The following is a 20,490-nucleotide window of genomic DNA, read 5'->3' on the forward strand; positions in this document are numbered from 1 at the left end:
GGTCAGGCCGGAGGCTCGATCAGGAGCCGAGCAACCGCGCGGTCAGGGCGGCGATGATCTCGCGGCGTTCCGCGTCGGTGAGCGGGTTGCCGCGCGCGGACGGACGGGTCTGCCACGGCCGTGGGCCGTCCGGGCGCCGGTACTCGACGCCGAGCGCGTCCAGCCGGGTCAGGTGCGTGGTCAGCCGGCCGGTGAAGCCGGCGGGGTCGCGGCCCGGGCCGGACCAGACCACCTCGGCCAGCGCGCACAGCCGCGGGAAGGCCATGTAGTCGACCGCGCGTGCGTCCGGCATGTGCTCGGTCCAGATGTTCGCCTGGGCGCCGACGATCCGCTCCGGCGACGTGACGCCGGGCGGCACCGGGTCGAACGCGTAGACGTCCTCGACGGTGAGCCGGGTGCCGACCGGGACCGGCTCGGCCGGGTCGTCGGACTGGCGATAGTCGAGATAGACGTGCATGTCCGGGCAGGAGACCACGTCATGGCCGGCGTTCGCGGCGAACGCGGCCGCGGCCGGGCCACGCCACGCCGCGATCAGCGCGCCCGCCGGTGCACCGCCCTCCAGGATCTCGTCCCAGCCGTACGTCCGGCGGCCGCGCGACTCCAGCACGGCGGCCAACTGGGCGACGAACCAGGCCTGCAGGTCGTCCGGGTCGATGCCGAGGTCGTGGGCGCGCGCGACCGCGGCCGGGCTACGGCGCCACTCGCCGCGGTCGCACTCGTCGCCGCCGATGCCGATCACCGGCGACGGGAACAGATCGCAGACCGTGTGCAGCACCGCGCGGCAGAAGTCCAGCGCCTCGTCCGAGACGTTGAGCGTGTGCGTGGAGATGCCCCACGCCTCGCGGACCGCGGGCGAAGGGCCGTTACCGAGCCGGGGGTACGCCGCGAGCGCCGCCTGCACGTGGCCGGGCAGATCGATCTCCGGCACCACGGTGACGTGCCGGGCCGCCGCGTACGCCACGATCTCCCGCACGTCGTCCGCGGTGTAGTACCCGCCGTGCGGCCGGTCGTCGTACTCCTCGTGCTTCTTGGATCCGCGCATGCTGCGCGGCCGCCAGCCACCGACCGAGGTGAGCAGCGGATAGCCGGGGACCTCCAGGCGCCAGCCCTGGTCGTCCGTGAGGTGCAGGTGCAGCACGTTCAGCTTGTGCAGCGCGAGCAGGTCGATCAGCCGCAGCACACCGGCCACCGGCATGAAGTGCCGGGCCACGTCCAGCATGGCGCCGCGCCAGCGGAACCGGGGGGCGTCGGTGATCTCCACCGCCGGCAGCAGCCATGGGCCGGGCGACACCTCGGCGCGGCGCAGCGCGGCCGGTGGTAGCAGCTGGCGCAGCGTCTGCAGCCCGTAGTGCACCCCGGCGGCGTCCCCGCCGGTGACCGTGACCTGGGACGCGGAGACCGCCAGCCGGTACGCCTCGGCCGCCATTCGCTCGTCGAGGCGCAGCACGATCGCGCCGCTGGGCGCCGGCTCGGCCACGACGGACTGCACCGCCGGCGGCAGGAGGCAGCCGGTCGGTGGCCCGAGCGCGGCGCGCAGCCAGGCCGCGGCCCCGGCCAGCGACTCCGGCGCGATCAGCACGGTGTCCGGGCGCAGCGTGAAGGCGCCGTCGAAGTACGTGGCCGAGGCCGGGCGCGGGATCAATCCTTCACCGCCCCGGCCAGGCCGGACACCAAGCGCCGCTGGACGAGCAGGAAGAAGATCAGCACGGGTACGGTCATCAGCACCGATGCTGCCATGATCCCGCCCCAGTCGTTCTCGTCCGGCTTGAAGAAGACCAACAGCGCCATCGGCAGCGTCTGGTTCTCGGTCGCGCTGATGATGAACGTGCGCGCGAACAGGAAGTCGTTCCACGCGGTGATGAACGAGAAGACGCCGGTGGCCGCGAGCCCGGGCGCGACCAGCGGGAACAGGATGCGCCAGAGGATCTGCCAGCGGGACGCCCCGTCCAGCTGCGCGGCCTCCTCGATCTCGTCCGGGATCGCGGCGACGAACCCGCGCAGCATCCACACCGCGAGCGGCAGCGTGAACGCGAAGTGCACCAGGATCAGCGAGAACAGCGTGTTCAGCGCCCCCAGGTCCCGGACCAGGAAGAACAGCGGGATGGTGAGCGCCTCGATCGGCACCATCTGCGCGATCAGGAACAGCACCAGCAGCGTGGACCGGAACCGGAACCGGAAGCGGGTGAGCGCGACCGCGGCCAGGAACGCTACCAGACCGGACAGAGCGACCACGGCGAGCGCCACGATCAGGCTGTTCACGAAGTACCGGCCGAAGTCGTTGACCCGCAGCACCCGCTGGAAGCTGTCCAGCGTCGGGTGGAGCGTCCACGGCACCGGCGTGGCCGACTGGATCTCCCCGGCCGGCTTCAGCGCGGACAGCACCATCCAGTAGATCGGGAACGCCACGACCAGCGCGACCAGCAGCGCGATCGTGTTCGGGACGATTCGACGGGTCACAGCGGCTCCCCGGAGCGGCGCAGCATGCGCAGGTAGACCAGCGTGACGGCGAGCAGGATCAGCATCATCACGACGCCGATCGCGGAGCCCAGGCCGTACTCGGAGGAGGCGAAGGCCTGCTGGTACGCGTACACGTTGAGGGTGAGGTTCTGCCCGGCGATGCCGCCGCCGTTCGTCATCACGTAGATCTGCGTGAAAATCTTGAAGTCCCAGATGATCGACTGGATGACCACGATCGCGATGACCGGGCGCAGCATCGGCACGGTGATGCTCCAGAACGACCGCCACGGCCCGGCGCCGTCCAGCTGCGCGGCCTCCAGCACCTGCTCCGGCAGCGCCTTGATGCCGGCGTACAGCGTGACCATCACGAACGGGAACGAGTGCCACACCACGACCGCGCCGACCAGCGCGAACGCGGAGAACCGCTCGTACGTCCAGTTGTGTCCCTCCCAGCCGAGCACCCGGTTGACCAGGCCCAGGTTGGTGTCGAAGAGGAACATCCAGACCGTGGAGCCGGTCATCGCGGGCGCGGCCCAGGCGGCCATCGCGGCCAGCGAGAGCGCGATCGCGGCCCACCGGCTGATCTTCGTGAGCAGCACCGCGAGAGCGGCGCCGACCGCGAGCGTGACCACCACGAGCGCGGCCGCGAACACCACGGTCGCCCAGAGCACGGACCAGAACCTCGGCGCGGACATCAGCTCGGCGTAGTTGTCGAAGCCGATGAACCGGGTCGGCTGACCGCCGCTGACCTGCGCCTGCCGGAAGTCCAGCACGGAGAGCAGGCCGAGCTGGTAGATCGGGTAGACGAACAGCGGCAGCAGCACCGCGGCGGCGGGCAGCAGCATCCACAGCGGCGCGAACTGCCGCTTCCGGCGGGAGCGGGCCCGGACGGTGACGGCCGGGCCCGCGTCGATCGCTGTCACTACTACTTCTCCAGCGCCGCGCTCACCGCGGCGGCGGCCTCGTCGGTGGCGGCGTCCACGGTGGCCCGGCCGGTCGCGACGTTCTGCAGCATGGTGGGGATGACGGCCTGGCTGTCGATCGCGCCCCAGCCCGGGTCGACCGGGACGAACTTGGTGCCGGCCGCGATCGTGTCCAGGTACGGCTTGAGCGAGGAGTCCCGCGCCGCCAGCTCGGTGCGCGCCGCGGTCAGCGTCGGCAGGTTGCCCATCGCCTCGTACATCTTCAGCTGGTACGCCTGGCTGCCGAGCAGCTTCAGGAAGTCCGCGGCCAGCGTCCGGCGTTGGGTGTTCGTCATGATGCCGAGGTTGTTGCCACCGGCGAACGCGGGCGCGATCGAGCCGGCGGTGATGCCGGGCAGCGGCACCACCGCGTACTTGCCCTTCGCGGCGCCGGCCTCGACCGCGGCACGGTTGAAGTTGCCCAGGATCGCCATGCCGGCCTTGCCGCCCGCGAACAGCTCCACGGTCTTGCCGCCGGTCAGGTCCGCGCACTGCTGCGGCGGGCAGTTGTCGTCCTTCAGCAGATCGGTGTACGCGGTCACGCCGGCCCGCGACTCGGCCGAGTTCAGCGCCGTGATGTCGCCGCCGTTCGCCCAGACGAACGGCAGCGCGCCGAACGTGTACTTGCCACCGACCGCGACGCCGAACAGCTCCGGCTTCTTCTCGCGGATGGTCTTGGCCGTGCTGGTCAGCTCCGCCATCGTGGTCGGCGGCTCGAGGCCCAGCTCGGTGAAGACGTCGGTGCGGTAGTAGAGCGCCCGCACGCCGACCCACCAGGGCAGGCCGTAGAGCTTGCCGTCGACCGTGGCGCTGGCGCGCAGGTCGGCACCGAGGTCGGCGCCCTCGGCCCAGCCGTCGATGTCCGCGGTGACGTCCGCGAGGCCGCCGGCCGCCACGTACTCGGCGATGTCGGTGTTGCCGAACTCGACCACGTCCGGCGCGCTGGCCGGGTCGTTGAACGCGCCCTTGAAGCGTTCGCCCCGGGTCTCGACCGCGATGTACTGCACGTCGACCGTGACGCCCGAGTGCGTGGCCTGGAACTCGTCGATCGCGGCCTTGATGACCGCTTCCTTCGGCGCGCGGTTCGGCTCGTCGAAGAGCCACACGCGGAGCGTGCCGGTCTTCTCGTCGGCGCCGGACGCCTCCGGCGTGCCGGTGGAGGGGGCGCAGCCGGTCAGCAGCGCGGCGGCGAGCGCGACGCCCGCTATCCGCTTCTTCATCGGACCTCCGTCACAGGGGAAATATTTCGCGCATGGCTCGTAAATGGTTCGTTGATCGTTGGCCACTAGGGTGTGGCCGCGCTCCGGCGCACGTCAAGACTTTCGGAGGTCACAAATAAGGCCGAAGCACACCCGAAACGCGTCCGTCATGATCAACGATCGGGAGCGCGCGCCACTTGTCGAACGCGGTGCACGGGTGCGAGATACCGAACAGGACCAGATCACCGGGTACGACGTGCGCGGCATCGGTCGACAGGTAGGTGTGGTGGTCGTTCATCCTGGTCACACGCAGTCCGGAGGCATCGCGCACCGTGCCGTCGGCGGCGCGGATCCACTGCGGTTCCGGCAGGCCCTCGTCGTACGGGGCGTCGCGCTTGCCCATGCCGGCCAGCGCGAGACCGGGCTCCGGCGTGGACAGCACCTGCGCCCAGACGCCCAGCGCCGCGTGCAGCGCCCCCTCGCCGGCCAGCCGGTTCCACGGGGTCCGCTCCCGGTAGAAGCCGTCGTCGTGGCTGACGTAGGCGCCGGAGCGCAGCAGTGGCACGGTCGTGCGGTCCGGGATCCACTGGCCGGCCAGGCGGTCCGCGACCACGTCGAACCAGGCGCTGCCACCGGCCGAGACCACGATGTCGCCGTCGACCAGCGTGGCCACCGCGTTCGCGGCGTCCCGCAGCCGGTCCAGGAACGCGGCGACCGCGCCGGCGTGCGGCAGCCCGCCCTCGTAGGCCGTGACGCCGGCCAGCCGCAGGCCGGGGCGCGCGCCGATCGCCTCGGCCACTTCGAGCAGGCCGGCGATGGTTCGGGCACCGGTCCGGCCACCGTCGTGGCCCAGCTCCACCAGCACCGGCAGCGTGCCACCCGCCGCGCCCCCGCTTGCCGCGCCACCATCTGCCGGACCGGCCGCCGAGCCGCCGGCGGCTGAGCCGGTGACCGCCTCGCCGGTGACCGCGGCGGCGGCGATCTCCGCGCCCTCGACCGAGTCGACGGTGATCGTGACGTCGTGTGCGGCGGCCCAGCGCAGCGCGGTCGGGTCGAGGACCTGGTTGGCGATCAGGATCCGCGGCACGCCCATCGCATGCGCGGCCAGCGCCTGGTTCGCGGTGGCGACCGTGACGCCCCAGGCGCCGGCGTCGAGCTGCGCCCGTACCAGGGTGGGGCTCATGTGGGTCTTGATGTGCGGCGCGAACATGAGACCGCGCCGCGCGCAGAACGCGGCCATTGTGGCCACGTTCGCGTCCAGCGCCGCGCGGCGGGCGAACATCAACGGGTACGTGAACGCACCCCCGAACAGGTCGTGACCTGCGGCGACGAAGTCCTCGTCGGATATCGGCGGCCCCGGGACGAAGAATCCCTTGGTACGCCAGTCGATGACGCTCACTGTGACACCCTTCTCGCAGGACGGGCTTGACCCGCGCGGGCCGAGGCCCCACTCTTAGTCGAGCTTTAGCGCACTATTTTCGAACCTGATCGAATATTGGACCCGATCGTAGGTGAGGAGCGGCCCCGTGGCGATGGTCATCGGACTCGTGATCCACGCGAGTCATCGGGCGCGGTTCGACGCGGCCGTGCGCACGCTGACCGGCGCCACGCTGGAGTGGATCACCTACGAGAACGAGCCGGAGATCCGCCCGCGCGTCGGCGAGCTGCTGCGCCGCAAGCGGGTGGACGGGCTGTTGCTCGGCCCGATGCCGTACGCCCGGGCCCGCGAGGTCATCCCGAGCAGCCTGCCGGTCGCGGTCACCCGCTCCGCCGCGCTCGACCTCGCGCTCGCCTGGGGACGCGCGCTCGCCGCCGGCATCCCCGGCACGCCGGTCAGCATCGACACGTTCGCCCAGGACACGATCGACGAGGTCGCGGACGCGCTCGGCCTGGACCGCACCGCGGTCGCCGGCCTGCCGTTCGACGAGTCGCAGACCGTCCCGGACATCATCGACTTCCATCGCCGGGCCGCCGCGCCGCTGGTGATCAGCGTCCGCACCGGTGTGATCGCGGCCGGCATCGAGGGCGCCACCGTGGTCACCGCGCAGCCGGAGATCGCCACCATCCGCGCGGAGCTGCATCAGCTCGCGCTGCGGGTCAAGTCGAAACAAGCCGACGAGCTGCGGTTCGCGGCCGGCGTGTTCCTGGTCGCGCCGAACTCCCCCGACCCGGACCGCGCCCGAATAGGCCTGATGAACCTGCTGCTCAACACGCCCGAGTTCGCCGACTGCTGGATCGAGAACCGCGACCGGCGCGGCGTCGTCGTCTTCGCGCACCGCGCGCTGTTCGAGGCGGTCACCCACCGCTGGGTCGACCTGGACGTGCTGTCCAGGGCACAGGAGACACTGGGGGTACGGGTGGTGGCCGGCTTCGGCATCGGCGCGTCCGCCCGCACCTGCGTGGCGCTGGCCGAGCGCGCCGCCGCGCGGGCCGAGCAGGAACCGGCGCCGGGGGCGTACCTGATCGAGGACTCCGGGCTGGTCATCGGACCGATGGGCGCGGGCAGCACCGCACTGACGTTCACCTACCGCGCACACGACGCCGGCCTGGAGGATCTGGCCGCGGAGGTCGGGCTGAGCGCGGGCACGCTGTCCCGCCTCGCCGCGATCGAGCGCGGGCTGGCCGGGCGCCCGGTGTCGCCGGGCGAGCTGGCCACGTCGCTGGGCATCACGGACCCGAGCGGGCGGCGGCTGATCCGCAAACTCAGCGAACGCGGCCTGGTCATCGACGAGGGCAGCGCACAGGTGAGCCGCAAGGGCCGGCCGACGCGCCTCTACCGCCTGGCGATCACGGCGGCGGCCACCGGCCCGGCCGCTACGGTCGTCACGGGGACCGGCGCTACCGGACCGGCCACCGGCGCGGGGACCGGCGTGGCCGGAGCGGTGCGGTCGTGAGTGGCGGGGCGGCGGGGGCCGCCGAGGCGTACCCGATGGATCTGGTCTTCGTCGGTGGGCACGTCGTGGACGTCGGCGGCGAGCACGTCGGCACGTTCGACGTGGGCGTGCGGGACGGCAGGATAGCCGCGGTCGCCCCGTCGCTGGACGCCACGGGCGCGCGCGAGATCGTCGACGCACGCGGGAAGATCGTCACGCCCGGCTTGGTCGACCTGCACACGCACGTGCACGCGGGCGGCGGCTACTGGGGCATCGACCCGGACCCGGTCGCCTGGTACTCCGGCGTGACCACCTGGGTGGACGCGGGCTCCGCGGGTGCATTCACGCTCGGCGGGTTCCGCGAGGCGGCCGCGCGCAGCCGGGTGCGGATCGCGTCGTTCCTGAACATCTCCGCGGTCGGGCTGGCCGGCCGGACCGGCGAGGCGCGCGACCTCGCGCACTGCGACGTCGACCTGGCGATCTCCACCATCGCGGCGCACCGCGACCTGGTGCGCGGTATCAAGGTGCGGATGGACCGGGAGACGGTCGGCGGCAACGGCCTGGAGCCGCTGCGCCGCGGCCTCGCCGCCGCGTCCGCGCTCGGCGTGCCGGTGATGGTCCACATCGGTACCTCGCCGCCCGCGCTCGCCGACGTGCTCGCGCTGCTCCGGCCCGGCGACCTGGTCACGCACTGCGCGAGCGCGATAGCCGCCGGTTCCACGCCGGCCCATCCGGCGCTAGCGGAGGCGTACCGGCGTGGGGTGCTTTTTGATCTTGGTCATGGCTCCGGGGGTTTCGCCTTCGACGTGCTGGACGCGCAGCTGCGGGCGGGCCTCGTGCCACACACGCTCAGCTCCGACCTGCACGCGCGCAGTCTCTACGGCCCGGTCTTCGACCTGCCGACCACGCTGACCAAAATGCTCGCGGCCGGTATGCCGCTGCCCGACGTGATCGCGCGCGCCACCGTCGTCCCGGCCCGTGTGCTCGGGCTGGCCGCCGGCACGCTCGCGGTCGGCGCCCCCGCGGACATCGCGGTGTTCACGCTGCGCGACGGCCCGTTCGAGGTGGTCGACGCACACCAGCAGCGCCGTGCCGCGTCACAGCGCCTGGTCAACGAGGCCACCTACGTCGGCGGGCGGCTGCTCCCCGCGCGCCTGCCGGAACCGCCGCCGTCCTGGATCCCGCTCACCCCGGCCCAGCGCCGGGCACTGCACGACCGGACGCTCACGCTGCGGTCACTGCTGGCTGATCCGCTGGTCAGCGCGGATGGTCTGACCGAACAGTTTCCTCGATTTCCCGTTGTGTAGAAAGGCGTTCACCGTGCCCAAGAAGATCATCGCCACCGACAAGGCAGCTCAGCCGGGCGGCCCGTACTCCCAGGCCGTCGTCGCCGGCGACTTCGTCTACCTGGCCGGCGCCTGCCCGGTCCACCCGGACGGCACCTGGATCCGCGACGACTTCGAGGCCGCCGCCCGCCTCGCCTTCACCAACCTGGCCGCGGTCGCCGAGGCCGCCGGCGCGTCCCTCGACCAGGCCGTCCGGGTCGGCGTCTACCTGCGCGACTTCACCGACTTCCCGAAGATGAACGAGATCTACACCGAGTTCCTCGGCACCGAGAACCTCCCGGCCCGCACCACGCTCCCGGTCCCGCTCGAGGGCTTCCAGATCGAGATCGACGCGGTCCTCTACACCGATGCCTGAGCCGTCGTCCCGCCGCTCACCCACCCGGTGAGCGGCGGTTGTCATCCCCGGCTCCGCTCCAGGTCGTCGCGGACCGGGCCGGTGCGGGGCAGCCGGAACCACCACCAGTCGTGCATCGAGTCGGGAAAGTCGGCGGCCCGCTCGACCAGGCCGTCGACGTCGGGTTCGGTGAACCCCCGGAAGCGATCGTCGATCTCCGCGACGGTGCGGTCGTAGCGGTGCCGCAGATCCGACGGGAGCAGCGCGGAAACCTCCGCGATCCAGTCCCGGACGCAGAGCGCCGCGACGAGGTCGTGGGCGCCCCAGACGCGGCGGTCATCCGGAGACAGCAGCAGATCGTCCTCGAACTTCGCCAGATGCGCCCGCCACGCCGCGACCATCGCCACCGCGTTCACCACCCGCCCGGGCGCGACTGCCTTGGTGACCCCGGCCAGAAACGCCAGATCCGCCTCGTCCAGATACCTGCCGCTCATCGGAGGATCTCGGCCAGGATCTGGCCGGCCGTGCCGGTGGCATCGATCGTGCGGACCCGGCCGGTCGCGCGGTAGTGGGCCAGGATCGGCGCGATGCTCAGGTGATGGTGATGCAGCTTGATGGCCACCTCTTCAGATTCATCGCCGCGCCGCCGGATGAACGTGCCGCCGCAGGAACCGACACCGCCGGCGGAGCCGGGGACACCGATGACGGCGATTCGCACCGGTTCGCCGGTCAGTGCTCGGACCAGACGCCGAGTTCGTTGCCGCTGGGGTCGGTGAAGTGGAAGCGGCGGCCGCCGGGGAAGTCGTACGGGCCCTCGGTGACGGTGCCGCCGGCGTCGCGGACCGCGGTGGCGGTGGCGTCGAGGCCGGTGGAGTAGAGGAGGACGAGGGGGCCGCCACGGCGGGGCTCGCCGGTGGCGTTCAGGCCGCCGACCTCGGGGGCGTCGTCGTGCGGGGAGCGGATGCCGGCGTAGGCGGGGCCGTAGTCGTTGAACCGCCAGCCGAACGCGTCACCGTAGAAGCGCTTCGCCGCCTCCACATCGGTGACGGTCAGCTCGACGTAGTCGATCGCGTGGTGTTGGTGGACCATGACGCCCATTCTGCCGTGCGCCGCGGGTGCCGGGCTGGACGAGGTCAACCGGCTGGCCGGCTCGCCGAACGAGCGGCCGGCACCGCTGTTCCGGGACCGGTTTCGCGCGCATCCGGCGGCGGTTCCGGCGTACTCGCGGTTCACGACAGGAACTGGTCGCGGCCGTCGACGACATCGAGGCCCGCACCCACCTCGAGGAACCGGTGATCGATCGGAGCCCGGTGTCCGCGGAGCAGTGAGCGGCAGCCGCGGCGGCGGAAGGCTGCCGCCTGCCGCCGAGAGGGGGATCGGCCGTCCGTGGTTCGTGCTGGGCATGGCCCGCATCCTCGAAAGCACCAGTGGCCGACGAGGGAGTGACACCATGGCACGCATTCAACCGGAGTACGGCGTCCCGGACCTGTCCGGGAAACGCGCGGTCGTGACCGGAGCCAGCGACGGTGTCGGCCGGGAGATCGCCACCCGGCTGGGCGCCGCCGGCGCCGAGGTCGTCATGCCGGTCCGCAACCGGGTCAAGGGTGAGGCCGCGATCGCGCGGATCCGGCAGAAGCATCCGGGGGCGACGCTGTCGCTGCGCGACCTGGACCTGTCGTCGCTCGCGTCGGTCGCGGCGCTCGGTGCCGCGCTGCACGCGGAGGACCGGCCGATCCACATTCTGATCAACAACGCCGGGGTGATGATGCCGCCGCGGCGGAAGAGTACGGCGGACGGCTTCGAGTTGCAGTTCGGCAGCAACCACCTGGGGCACTTCGCGCTGGTCGGGCACCTGCTGCCGCTGTTGCGCGCGGGCCGGGCCCGGGTCACCTCGCAGCTCAGCGTGTCGACCGTCGCGGGCCGCATCAACTGGGACGACCTGAACTGGAAGCGTTCGTACCGGGCCATGGGCGCGTACGGTCAGTCAAAAATCGCGCTCGGGCTGTTCGCGCTGGAGCTGGACCGGCGTAGCCAGGCCGGCGGCTGGGGCGTCACCAGCAACGTCTCGCACCCGGGTATCAGCCCGACGAACCTGATGCGGGCGCGTCCGGAGATCGGCCGGCTCCGGGAGGCCCCGCAACAACGGGGGATCCGCGCGCTCTCGCGCCGCGGCATTCTGGTCGGCACCCCCGGCACGGCAGCACTGCCCGCGCTGATGGCCGCCACCGCCCCGGACGCCGGGGGTGGCCGGTTCTACGGTCCGAGCGGCCCCGGCGGCCTGGGCGGCGCGCCCGCCGAGCGGCGGCTCTACCGCCCGCTGCGCCCGGTGGACGACGCGGGGAAGATCTGGCAGGTCTCCCAGGACCTCACTCACGTCTCCATCCCGGCCTGAGGAGAACAGATGATCATCGCAGCGGTGGTCGCCGGGATAGCGGCGGCAGCGGCCTGGTTCAGGAAGCGGCGCACACGCCAGGAGCGGGAGCCGGGCGCCTGACCAATTACAGGTAGCGGCCGGGCTCCGCGAACGCGGGCCCCGCCTCTATCGCGTGCCGGCCGGTGGGGTCGATCTCCATGATGGCGCGGCGGGCCTCCGCGTGCCGGCCGCGCGCGTAATGCAGGCCGACCAGCAGGTAGAACGCGAGCTTGTCGCCGGCCAGCGCGCGACGGCGCAGCGCGGCGGCCCGGCCCTTGCGGTAGAGCAGCCGGTTCAGCCGGCGGCGCGCGTGCTCGTCGGTGCGGCTCATCTGCTCCAGTTCGGCCAGCCGGCCGGCCCGGCCGAGCAGGTCGACGTGCCACAGATGTGCCTCGTGCCGGTCGAGGTCGTCGCTGAAACACTCGCCGAACGGCCCGACCAGCGCGATCGCCGCGTCGAAGTCACCCCGGTCCTCCGCAACCCGTGCCGCTGCCGCATCGAACCGCGCCGTCTCCACGGCGACATTATGACGATCTTCTAATTCGTGATCGTCGGCGACACGCTCGGCGCGTCGCTACGGCGCGGTGTCGAAAACGGCCCGCACGGCCGTACCGATCCGGCGCTGGATCGGGTCGGGCACGTTCTTCCTGCGGATACGCCAGCAGGCACAGTTCGCCACCGGCATCGTGCGCACCGGGGCCGCGGTCCAGTTCGTCACCGGCCTCGCCCTGGCGGGCGTCCGCCACGCCGCCGATCTGGACGTCAACTACGCCAGGGTGCTCATCAAGCTGGGCATCGGTCTCGCGGTCCTGATCTCCGCCGTGGCCGCCACGCGACGCACGCCGACGTCAAACCCTTGTTCCACACCGCCGGCGGCCTGGCCACCGGCAACGTCCTGATCGCCACGCTCTGGCAGCAGGCCCGCACCCCGGGCACCGCGCCGGCGGTGCGCCGCTACCGCCCCGACGTGTTCATCACGCGCTCGATCCGCCGCGGCTTCGGCGAGTCGTGCCCGATCCGGCCGGCCGAGGTGGAGACCTGACGTATCGATACGTTGCCGCCGCTCCGAGCGGCGGTCGATCGAGCGGCCGCCGATCGTTCACTGGCCGGCCGGGACACCGGCGCCGCTGCCGGCCGATTCCCAGCCCGGGCAGCCGGAAGCCCCGCAAAGTTACCCGGTTCCGGGAGAACACCCGGGCGCTCGGCGCCGAGGCGGCCCGGAGCGCAACCGGAAGACGTATTCTGAAATGAATTCACGGATAAGGTGAATTCGATTATTAGATAGCCGGCCACAGGCTCAGTCAATAGCTTCGCTTGCCATCCGACATTGCGATTAATTGAGGTTACGGAACTGCGGCACGGGTATTGAGACGGTGCGGCCGCAAGCGCAACAAATCCCCCGGAAACGTTCTTCGATCGCAGTGGAGGAAAACAGAATGCGTCGTATCTCCAAGGTTGTCGCCGGTTTCGCCCTCGCCGGTGCGGCGACGTTCGGTGGGCTCACCATCGCCGGCCCGGCCGCCGCGGGCAGCGGCACCCTGGTGGACGTCACGGTGGAGAACGTGCTGACCGGCAACGAGGTCACCGTCCTGCAGAACGTGGCCGTGCCGGTCGCGGCGACGATCTGCGGCCTGGACGTGAACGTGCTGTCGAACGTGCTGAACAACACCGACGTGACCGAGTGCAAGGCGCTCAGCGTCGCCGGCCAGAAGGTCGGCTGGGTCAAGAAGCACTGAGGCATCTCTTCCCCCAGTAAAACAGGGCCCGGCCACCTCGCCCAGGGTGGCCGGGCTCTGCCCCGCCGACGGAAGGAAAAGCGACGGGCGATTCTTTCGCGACCGACGCCGCAATGAGATGCCGAAGTCACCGCCGGCCACAGCGGAATGCGCGCCGGCCCGTGACGACCCGGCCGAGGTGGCGGCCGGGCAGGTCACTCCGCGGGCGACGCGATGCGCCGGTGTGCGGCGACCTCGGCCATGTGCGTCTCCGCCCATTCCCGCAGCACGGCCAGCGGAGCGTCGAGCGACAGACCGAGCGGGGTGAGCCGGTAGTGGACGCGCGGCGGGATAACCGGCTCGACACGACGCATGACCAGGCCGTCACCGGCCAGTGTGCGCAATGTCTGGGCGAGCATCTTGTGCGAGACGCCGGGCATGCGGCGTTCCAGCTCCGCGAAACCGAGCTCGCCGGGGTGTGCCTCGGCCAGCACCTTGACGGCCATCGCCACCCACTTGCCGCCGACCCGGTCCAGCAGCAGGCGGGTCGGGCAGGCGGGATCGAAGATGTCGCCGCGCGTCACCGGAGCCTCCAGGCCGTGGGGTAACCGTTGGTTACCCCACGCTAGCACCGCACCTCGGGGTAACCACCGCGCGGCAAGGTGCGTTCTTCCGGCGCCGCTGATCCGTTCCTACGGTTGCCGGCATGGAGGAATTCCGGGTGCTGGCGAACGGCATCGAGATCAACGTGGCGATCGCCGGGCGCGGGCCCGCGGCGCTGCTGCTGCACGGGTTCCCGCACACCTGGCGGGTGTGGCGGGACGTCATTCCGGCGCTGGCCCGCACGCACCGGGTGATCGCGCCGGACCTGCGCGGGCTGGGCGGGACCACGCGCGCGGACTCCGGCTACGACGTGGCCACGATTGCCGCGGACGCGATCGCGCTGCTGGACGCGCTCGGCGAGCCGGTCGCGGACGTGGCCGGCATCGACCTCGGCACACCACCGGCTTTCCTGCTCGCCATGCGGCATCCCGCGCGGGTACGCCGGCTGGCCGTGATGGAGTCGCTGGCCGGCCCGCTGCCCGGCGCGGAGGCGTTCCTGGCCGGCGGCCCGCCCTGGTGGTTCGGCTTCCATGGCGTACCGGGGCTGGCCGAGCGTGCACTGGCCGGCAACGAGGCGGCCTACCTCGACTTCTTCCTGCGCTCGGGCACCCACTCCGGCGCGGGGGTGGCTCCGGAGGTGCGAGACGCGTTCATCAGCGCCTACACCGGGGAGGAGTCGCTGCGCTGCGCGTTCGCGCACTACCGGGCGCTCGGCGTGAGCGGCGCGCAGATCGCGGACGAGGCCGCGGCCAGGCGGCTGGTCGTGCCGGCCCTGGCGATCGGCGCGCGGCCGGTCGGCGACGCGCTGCACCGCCAGCTCGCTCCGATCGCGGACACGCTGACCGGTCACGTCATCCCGGACTGCGGGCACATCATCCCGCTGGACCGGCCACGGGAGTTGCTCGCGCTGCTGGAACCGTTCTTCTCCGGCGCCTGACCGGTGTCCTACGGCCCGCGGAGGTGCCACGCGTGCCCTACAGCGCGCGCAGGCCGACGAGCACGCGGCGGAGGATCTTCTCGGTGGGTGCGGTGGTGGGCGGCTCCCAGGCCGTGACCAGGCCGGCGGTGACCAGGTCGCCGAGGAGGACGCGGGTGGTGCCGAGCGGGAGGCCGGCGTGGGCGGCGGCCTCGGCGACGGAGTGCGGGCTGTGGCAGAGGCGGAGGATCTCGCGCTGCTCCGGCGGGAGCGCGCGGCCGCTGCGCGCGCCCTTGCCGGTAGTGATCATGAGGGTGACCAGGTCGAGGTCGCCGGTGGCGCGGGTACGACCGCGAGTGACCGCGTACGGACGCACCACCGGCCCGGCCGCGTCGTCATACCAGGCCTCCTCCGCGGCCGAGGCCGGCCCCGCAGCCGGCGCGGCGCGCGAAACCGCGCCCGCCGGCGGCGAGGCCGCATCCGCGGGCGACGCCGCGCCCGCACCCGAAGTCAGGCCCGCGGCCCCAGCCGTGGCCACAGGCCCAGCCATCCTCGCGGGCGAAGCCATGGCCGCCGGCGAAGCCGCACCCGCACGCGACGCCGAGCCCCGCACCGCTCCCGAGGCCGGAGCTGAGGCGGCAGCCGGCCTATAGGGCGGCATCTGCGCCTCGACGCAACCCCGCGCGCGCACCCGGAACGGCGACGGTCCCACCGGCCGGGCCGCCGGCAGGACCGCCGCGGGCGGGCACGGCGGCGGCCGGGGCCGCCGCCAGCAGATCCGCCGGAATCAGGACCGTGGCCGTGCTCCCCTGTGCGCCGGTCTGCAGCGTGACCGTGATCCCTCGCCGCTGCGCCAGCCGTGCCGCGACATGCAGCCCGTGCCCCCGCTGCTGCTCACTGGCGGTAGCCGGCGCACGCAGCAGCTCGTTCGCCGCCGAAAGCGCGGCCGCGTCCATGGCCGGTCCCAGATCCCGCACCGAGATCAGCACTTCGCCGCGCATCGGCGTGCAGACCACCCGCACCTGCTGCCCGGGCGCCGCGGCCAGCGCGTTGTCGATCAGCTCGGCCAGCAGGTGGGTGACGTCGATCAGTGCACGGCCGAGCAGCACCGGCCCGCTGACCGGGGCCACGTCCACCCGGTGATAGTCGGTCGCCTCGGCCGCGGCCGCGCGCAGCACGTCCAGCATCGGCACCGGCTGGCGCCAGCGACGGGCCGGTGTGCTGCCGGAGAGCGTCAGGTGTTTCTCCACGTTGCGGCGCATGCGGGCGGCGAGGTGGTCGATGGTGAACAGCCGGGCCAGCTCGTCCGGGTCGGTCTGCCGGCTCTCCACCTCGTCCAGCATGGTCAGTTGCCGGTGCAGCAGCGTCTGGTTGTCCCGGCCGACGCGCAGCGCGAGCTGCTGCGCGTCCCGGCTGATCGTCTCCGCGGTGACCGCGTCGACCGCGTGGCAGGCGAGCGCGTGCAGTGCCTCGCCGAGCCGCGCGAACGGCCCGCCGTGCGGTGCCGGCAGCGTGGTCGCGGGGTCGACGGGTTCACCGGCGCGGATCCGGCGGGTGAGGTCGGGCACGCGTACCGCGGCGAGGTCCTCGGCGTAGGCCGCGGCCACCCGGACCTGGCGGGCGAGCCAGATCACGACCGCGCTGGCGATCAGCACGAGCACGCCGAGGACGGCCGCGAACACGATCTGGGGGGAGAACGGGGTCTCAGCGGCGCCGGCACGGGCGACCGCGTTGCCGGCGGCGTACGCGATCAGCCCGGCACCGGCCGGGATGAGGATGATCAGGGCGGGCTTCGTCATTCCGGCGCCTTTCGGGAGGCCGTGGCGCGCAGGCGGGCGAGCAGCTCCGCGCGGTTGGGCGCGCCGAGCCGGGCGCGCATGCGGGCCACGTGGTGCTCGACGGTCTTGGGCGTGATGAACAGCCGGTCGCCGATCTCCTTGTAGGTGAGCCCGGCCAGCAGCAGTTCCGCCACTTCCTGCTCGCGCGCGGAGAGCTGACCGGTCGGCGTCGGCTCGGATGCGCTGTCGGTGCGCGGGCCCGGCTGGCGGCCCTGCAGCAGGCGTGCGGTGTCGAGCAGCGTGACCATGGCACGCCGGTCCGCGGTGCGGGCGGCGGCCTGGCCGGCGAGCCGGGCCGCATCCCAGGCCAGGCCGGTGCGGGCCAGGTCGCGGGCGTGCGCGACGACCTCGTCCGGGTCGATGTCGCCGGTCAGCAGCCGGCACCAGCTGCGCGCCGCGGCGGCGAGCACGGCGGTGTGCGCGGTGGCGTCCGCGTCCACGGCGAGCGCGTCCGCGTGCACGGTCGCGGTGCCGGCGTCCTCGCCGACCACGGCCGCCTGGAGCAGGTACCAGTGCAGCGTGGCGTGCCACAGCGCCGGCCGGCCGAGCCGATCCAGAAGATCAAGAGCCTGCCGCACCGGTACGTCGAGCGCCGCGCGCTCGCCGAGCCGTGCCCCCGCGACCGCGAGCTCGCCGAGCGGAAGCAGCGTGAGCAGGTCGACCGGGTGGCGCAGCACGGTCTCCCGGGCGGCGGCCCAGCCGCGGTGCATCTCCGGCAGGTCGCCGGTGCGCCGGGCCAGCCCGATCTGCAGCGCGGTGGCGAACAGCCCGTCGCGCAGCTGGATCGGTGCGCCACCGGTGGTGGCCGCGGTGAGCAGCTCGTGCGCCGCCGCGGTGTCACCGCGGAACATCCGGATCCAGCCGGCCAGCAGCCGATGCCGGCGGGCCATGAGTACCGAGCCCATGCCGGCCGTGACCGCGCGATCGAGCACGGCGTCGGCCGCGTCCAGCTCGCCGTCGTGGAGCGCGACCAGCGCGGCGAGCGCGGCCGGGCTGTCCGGCAGCAGCACCGCGGGTCCGGCCGGCTCGAGCAGCGCCGCGGCCTGCACCAGCGTGGCGAGCGCGGCCGCGGGCGTACCCTCGATGCTCTCCCGGATGCCGTCGGCCATCATCGCGGCCGCGTTTGTCAGCAGCGTGGGCGGCCCGTCCGCGGCGTCCGCACCGTCGATCGCGAAACTGCCGCCGGTGACCTGCGTGGCCAGTGCCGCGAACGACCGGGACGTGGGCGTGCGCGACCAGCGGTACCGCTCCGCGCTGTGCGCCAGCTGGCCGCGGTGCGCGAGCACGGCGGCCGCGACCGCGGCACCGGCGGCCCGGTCGTTCTCCGCGACCGGTCCGGTACCGGGCGCGCCGACCAGCCGGTCCGCGAGGCGCAGCGCGGTGTCCAGGTCGCCGCCGAGCGCGGTCGCGAGCGCGTGCCGGGCGCCGGTGGCCGCGCCACCGGCGGCGGCGGCCGCGAACAGCCGCGCCGCGATCTGCGGTGCCGCGACCAGCGCCTCCTCCGCACCCGCCTGGAACGCCGGGGCGAGCCCGCTGCCACCGATGCCGGCGTCGAGCAGTGAGCGGGCCACGGTGAGCGTGCCGTCGCCGCGGGCCAGTTGCAGCGCGGCGAGACGCTGCCACAGGTCCGCGCGGTGCGCGACCGGGCCGAGCGCGGTGACCGCCTGCCGGGCGGCCGGGACGAGCGTGTCGTCCAGCGCGAGCAGGCCGGTGGCGCGCGCGGCCTCCAGCAGCTCGTCGATCCGGGCCGGGTCCCGGCCGAGCAGCTCGGCGAGCACGCCGATCGGCAGCGCGCCACCGGCCGCGGTGGCCAGCAGCAGCCGGCGTACGTCCGGGTCGAGATGGTCGAGGTCGGCGCGGAACTGGAGCAGCGACGTGTCGGTCAGCTCCGGCCCGGCCGCGAGCACCGCGGTGATCCGGTGTGCGATGCCCGGCACGCCGCCGCTGAGCCGGTGCACCCGGCCGGCCAGGTCACCGGCGGGCGCACCGCCGGTCCAGGCGTGCACGGCGCGCGCGGTCTGGTCCGGCGTGAACGGGCCGAGCAGCACCGGCGGGCGTTCCCGGCGCAGCACGGTCAGCAGCGACGTCAGGCCGGCCGGGCGCGGCCAGGGACGGTAGGCGAGCACGAGCCGGCGGCGGCCGGCGGTCAGCGGGTGCAGCGCGGCCAGACGGCCCTCGTCGAGCAGGTGGGCGTCGTCGATCATCAGCACCGCATCGTCGTCCGCGCCGTCCAGCGGGTCGGTCCAGGCGTCGATCACCGGTACGTCGTGCTCCCGCAGCAGACCGGCCAGGTAGGACAGCAGCGCGGTCTTGCCGTACCCGCCGGGCGCCTGAAGGCTGAGGCGCAGCGGGCCGGCCGGCCCGGCCGCGAGGTCGTCGCAGAGTCGCGCGACCTGCTCGTCGAGCACCAGCCAGGACGGTGTCATGGTGCGGATCGTCACCGTTCTCCTCAACCGATCGGTATGCCGGGCGCGAGTGCCCCGACTGCGAGTACGAGTGCGGCCGCGCCCGCGTTCATGCCCTGCGCCCTGCGGGTACGGCGGCGGCCGGGCAGATCCGGCGTGCTGATCCGCACGGGTGGCCGCGGTGGTGCGTCCGGCAGCTGGATGCGCGGTTCGGAGACCGGTGCGGGCAGCACGGACGGCTCCTGCCCCGGCTCCGGCTCCCACACCCCGCCGCCGCGCCGGCCGGTGTCCGGCGGCGCGTCGTGCAGCCCGGCCGCGAGCTGGGCGGCGACCGCGGCCGCGCCCTCGGCGACGAGCGTGGTGCCGCCCGGCGGGAACGGCGTGACGCCGGGCAGGTGCGCGGCGACCAGCTCGGTCAGCAGCGGCGTGTGCGCGGTGCCGCCGGTGAGCAGCACGCCGCCGAGGTGGTGCGGTGGCACCCCGGCCACCGCCACCAGCCGGGCCAGCGTGGCGGCGGTGTGGTCGAGCAGCGGCCGGAGCAGCGTCTCCAGCGTGGCCCGGGTGACGGTGAGGCGGGTCTCGCCGGGGTGCAGCGGCAGAATGATCTCGGCGTCGTCCGCGTGGCTGAGCTGCTCGCGCGTGTACCGGGCCTCGGCCCGCAGGTCGTGCAGGATCCGCAGGTGGCGGTCCGGGTCGCCGGCGAGCGGCGCGATCTGGAGACGCAGCGCGTCGTACGCGTGCTGGGCCAGCACCTCGTCCAGGTCGGCGCCGCCGAGCTGCTGCGCGCCGGTCCGCGAGGCACGCACCGCGTACGTGATCGGGTTGGTCCGCGTAACGACGGACGCCTCGTAGCTGGTGCCGCCGACCGCGAGCACCGCGAGCGCGCGGGCGTCCGCTCCACCGCGGGCCGCGTGCCCCTCGGCCGCGAGGACCGGCTCGGGCAGCGGTTCGGCGGCCAGGCCGACGTCGGCGAGCGCGGCGCGCAGCGCGGCGACGTGATGTGCCGTGAACGTGGCCGGGTGGGCCAGCACGACGCGGACCGGCGGCTCGCTCTCACGGCCTCGGACCAGGTCGGTGACGCGGCGCGCGACGATCGCGGTGAGCGTCTGCGGTGACCAGCGCTCGCCGCGCAGCAGCACCGGCGCGTCCGCGCCGATCCGGCCGGCGAACTCGCGGGCGACCACGCCGGGGCGCAGCACCGGGCCGCGCTCGGCCGGGTCGCCGACCTGCAGCGCGCCCTCCGGGTCGACGTGCAGGACCGCGGGCGCCTCGTCGGAGTCGCCGCGCAGCCGGACCGGCGTGGGACGTTTCCAGACGCCGTCGCCGAGGACGCTGGCGGCCGCGGTGACGTGGGTGCCGCCGATGTCGATGCCGAGCACGTACGCCATGCCGCCTCCCCCTCGTCTCCTCGCTGGGCGGGCGCCCGCAT

General features: G+C 73.3%; 22 protein-coding genes. 8 read left to right on the plus strand and 14 right to left on the minus strand.

Translation table 11 applies throughout. The features are described 5' to 3' along the window. Nucleotides 1-19: 19 nt before the first annotated feature. The 5 genes from J2S42_RS16450 to J2S42_RS16470 form a co-directional block, all read right to left on the minus strand. A complete protein-coding gene (locus J2S42_RS16450; RefSeq protein ID WP_307240124.1) occupies nt 20-1,642 on the minus strand; it encodes a beta-N-acetylhexosaminidase in 1,623 nt (540 codons plus the stop codon). Further along, a complete protein-coding gene (locus J2S42_RS16455) occupies nt 1,639-2,457 on the minus strand; it encodes a carbohydrate ABC transporter permease (protein WP_307240125.1) in 819 nt (272 codons plus the stop codon). The genes J2S42_RS16450 and J2S42_RS16455 overlap by 4 nt, the downstream gene beginning before the upstream one ends. After that, the gene (locus J2S42_RS16460; protein WP_307240126.1) at nt 2,454-3,380 is read right to left on the minus strand and encodes a carbohydrate ABC transporter permease; all 927 of its coding nucleotides are present in this window, start codon (nt 3,378-3,380) and stop codon (nt 2,454-2,456) included. The genes J2S42_RS16455 and J2S42_RS16460 overlap by 4 nt, the downstream gene beginning before the upstream one ends. Before the next feature lie 2 nt (nt 3,381-3,382). Further along, nucleotides 3,383-4,639, minus strand: a complete 1,257-nt coding sequence (locus J2S42_RS16465; RefSeq protein WP_307240127.1) for an extracellular solute-binding protein — start codon at nt 4,637-4,639, stop codon at nt 3,383-3,385. A 109-nt stretch (nt 4,640-4,748) separates the two neighbouring features. Continuing rightward, nucleotides 4,749-6,017: an alanine racemase gene (locus tag J2S42_RS16470; RefSeq protein WP_307240128.1), complete on the minus strand. Its 1,269-nt coding sequence runs from the start codon at nt 6,015-6,017 to the stop codon at nt 4,749-4,751. Nucleotides 6,018-6,150: 133 nt separating this feature from the next. Here J2S42_RS16470 and J2S42_RS16475 point away from each other — a divergent pair, with 133 nt between their 5' ends. Genes J2S42_RS16475 through J2S42_RS16485 form a run of 3 tightly spaced genes read left to right on the plus strand, consistent with a single transcriptional unit; the run spans nt 6,151 to nt 9,192 of the window. Continuing rightward, nucleotides 6,151-7,512: a helix-turn-helix domain-containing protein gene (locus tag J2S42_RS16475; RefSeq protein WP_307248798.1), complete on the plus strand. Its 1,362-nt coding sequence runs from the start codon at nt 6,151-6,153 to the stop codon at nt 7,510-7,512. Then, nucleotides 7,509-8,798, plus strand: a complete 1,290-nt coding sequence (locus J2S42_RS16480; protein ID WP_307240129.1) for an amidohydrolase/deacetylase family metallohydrolase — start codon at nt 7,509-7,511, stop codon at nt 8,796-8,798. Before J2S42_RS16475 ends, J2S42_RS16480 begins: the two co-directional genes overlap by 4 nt. A 13-nt stretch (nt 8,799-8,811) precedes the next feature. Next, on the plus strand, nt 8,812-9,192 hold the full coding sequence (locus J2S42_RS16485) for a RidA family protein (protein ID WP_307240130.1): 381 nt from the start codon (nt 8,812-8,814) through the stop codon (nt 9,190-9,192). Nucleotides 9,193-9,233: 41 nt separating this feature from the next. On the opposite strand, the gene J2S42_RS16490 is transcribed toward J2S42_RS16485, so the two are convergent. From J2S42_RS16490 to J2S42_RS16500, 3 genes are all read right to left on the minus strand, one after another. Further along, nucleotides 9,234-9,665, minus strand: a complete 432-nt coding sequence (locus tag J2S42_RS16490) for a hypothetical protein (protein WP_307240132.1) — start codon at nt 9,663-9,665, stop codon at nt 9,234-9,236. Further along, nucleotides 9,662-9,793 carry a hypothetical protein gene (locus J2S42_RS16495; RefSeq protein WP_307240134.1) on the minus strand — a complete coding sequence of 44 codons (132 nt, stop codon included), beginning with the start codon at nt 9,791-9,793 and terminating at the stop codon, nt 9,662-9,664. Before J2S42_RS16495 ends, J2S42_RS16490 begins: the two co-directional genes overlap by 4 nt. A 107-nt stretch (nt 9,794-9,900) precedes the next feature. Further along, on the minus strand, nt 9,901-10,260 hold the full coding sequence (locus J2S42_RS16500; RefSeq protein ID WP_307240135.1) for a VOC family protein: 360 nt from the start codon (nt 10,258-10,260) through the stop codon (nt 9,901-9,903). A 361-nt stretch (nt 10,261-10,621) separates the two neighbouring features. On the opposite strand from J2S42_RS16500, the gene J2S42_RS16505 reads away from it, so the two are divergent. Then, nucleotides 10,622-11,563, plus strand: coding sequence for an SDR family oxidoreductase (locus J2S42_RS16505; RefSeq protein ID WP_307240137.1), 942 nt, complete (start codon nt 10,622-10,624; stop codon nt 11,561-11,563). A 106-nt stretch (nt 11,564-11,669) separates the two neighbouring features. On the opposite strand, the gene J2S42_RS16510 is transcribed toward J2S42_RS16505, so the two are convergent. After that, nucleotides 11,670-12,101, minus strand: a complete 432-nt coding sequence (locus J2S42_RS16510; RefSeq protein WP_307240139.1) for a hypothetical protein — start codon at nt 12,099-12,101, stop codon at nt 11,670-11,672. A 67-nt stretch (nt 12,102-12,168) separates the two neighbouring features. Between J2S42_RS16510 and J2S42_RS16515 the strand changes: the two genes are divergently transcribed. The 3 genes from J2S42_RS16515 (at nt 12,169) to J2S42_RS16525 (ending at nt 13,320) form a co-directional block, all read left to right on the plus strand. Further along, on the plus strand, nt 12,169-12,483 hold the full coding sequence (locus J2S42_RS16515) for a hypothetical protein (RefSeq protein WP_307240140.1): 315 nt from the start codon (nt 12,169-12,171) through the stop codon (nt 12,481-12,483). Further along, entirely contained in the window at nt 12,441-12,626 is a 186-nt protein-coding gene (locus J2S42_RS16520) for a hypothetical protein (RefSeq protein WP_307240142.1), read from the plus strand. The genes J2S42_RS16515 and J2S42_RS16520 overlap by 43 nt, the downstream gene beginning before the upstream one ends. A 394-nt stretch (nt 12,627-13,020) precedes the next feature. Continuing rightward, nucleotides 13,021-13,320 (plus strand): hypothetical protein, encoded by a 300-nt coding sequence (locus J2S42_RS16525; protein ID WP_307240144.1) that lies wholly within the window; start codon nt 13,021-13,023, stop codon nt 13,318-13,320. A 194-nt stretch (nt 13,321-13,514) separates the two neighbouring features. Here J2S42_RS16525 and J2S42_RS16530 read toward each other — a convergent pair whose 3' ends face one another. Further along, nucleotides 13,515-13,883, minus strand: a complete 369-nt coding sequence (locus J2S42_RS16530) for a winged helix-turn-helix transcriptional regulator (protein ID WP_307240146.1) — start codon at nt 13,881-13,883, stop codon at nt 13,515-13,517. 122 nt (nt 13,884-14,005) lie between these two features. Between J2S42_RS16530 and J2S42_RS16535 the strand changes: the two genes are divergently transcribed. Beyond that, nucleotides 14,006-14,839 carry an alpha/beta fold hydrolase gene (locus tag J2S42_RS16535; RefSeq protein WP_307240148.1) on the plus strand — a complete coding sequence of 278 codons (834 nt, stop codon included), beginning with the start codon at nt 14,006-14,008 and terminating at the stop codon, nt 14,837-14,839. A 37-nt stretch (nt 14,840-14,876) separates the two neighbouring features. Here J2S42_RS16535 and J2S42_RS16540 read toward each other — a convergent pair whose 3' ends face one another. The 4 genes from J2S42_RS16540 to J2S42_RS16555 form a co-directional block, all read right to left on the minus strand. Continuing rightward, complete coding sequence (locus J2S42_RS16540) at nt 14,877-15,356, minus strand: DUF742 domain-containing protein (protein WP_307240150.1); 480 nt, start codon at nt 15,354-15,356, stop codon at nt 14,877-14,879. A gap of 109 nt (nt 15,357-15,465) precedes the next feature. Continuing rightward, the gene (locus J2S42_RS16545) at nt 15,466-16,617 is read right to left on the minus strand and encodes an ATP-binding protein (RefSeq protein ID WP_307240152.1); all 1,152 of its coding nucleotides are present in this window, start codon (nt 16,615-16,617) and stop codon (nt 15,466-15,468) included. Continuing rightward, on the minus strand, nt 16,614-19,097 hold the full coding sequence (locus tag J2S42_RS16550; RefSeq protein ID WP_307240154.1) for a helix-turn-helix transcriptional regulator: 2,484 nt from the start codon (nt 19,095-19,097) through the stop codon (nt 16,614-16,616). The genes J2S42_RS16545 and J2S42_RS16550 overlap by 4 nt, the downstream gene beginning before the upstream one ends. Nucleotides 19,098-19,105: 8 nt before the next feature. Further along, nucleotides 19,106-20,449, minus strand: coding sequence for an Hsp70 family protein (locus J2S42_RS16555; protein ID WP_307240156.1), 1,344 nt, complete (start codon nt 20,447-20,449; stop codon nt 19,106-19,108). Between the last annotated feature and the right edge of the window lie 41 nt (nt 20,450-20,490).

The organism is Catenuloplanes indicus, assembly GCF_030813715.1.
Taxonomy (GTDB): Bacteria; Actinomycetota; Actinomycetes; order Mycobacteriales; family Micromonosporaceae; genus Catenuloplanes; species Catenuloplanes indicus.

Coding starts and splice junctions, on each gene's coding strand:
- J2S42_RS16465 (WP_307240127.1), bottom strand. CDS start 4,639: ATGAAGAAGCGGATAGCGGGCGTCGCGCTCGCCGCCGCGCTGCTGACC.
- J2S42_RS16475 (WP_307248798.1), top strand. CDS start 6,151: ATGGTCATCGGACTCGTGATCCACGCGAGTCATCGGGCGCGGTTCGAC.
- J2S42_RS16490 (WP_307240132.1), bottom strand. CDS start 9,665: ATGAGCGGCAGGTATCTGGACGAGGCGGATCTGGCGTTTCTGGCCGGG.
- J2S42_RS16500 (WP_307240135.1), bottom strand. CDS start 10,260: ATGGTCCACCAACACCACGCGATCGACTACGTCGAGCTGACCGTCACC.
- J2S42_RS16505 (WP_307240137.1), top strand. CDS start 10,622: ATGGCACGCATTCAACCGGAGTACGGCGTCCCGGACCTGTCCGGGAAA.
- J2S42_RS16525 (WP_307240144.1), top strand. CDS start 13,021: ATGCGTCGTATCTCCAAGGTTGTCGCCGGTTTCGCCCTCGCCGGTGCG.
- J2S42_RS16535 (WP_307240148.1), top strand. CDS start 14,006: ATGGAGGAATTCCGGGTGCTGGCGAACGGCATCGAGATCAACGTGGCG.
- J2S42_RS16545 (WP_307240152.1), bottom strand. CDS start 16,617: ATGACGAAGCCCGCCCTGATCATCCTCATCCCGGCCGGTGCCGGGCTG.
- J2S42_RS16555 (WP_307240156.1), bottom strand. CDS start 20,449: ATGGCGTACGTGCTCGGCATCGACATCGGCGGCACCCACGTCACCGCG.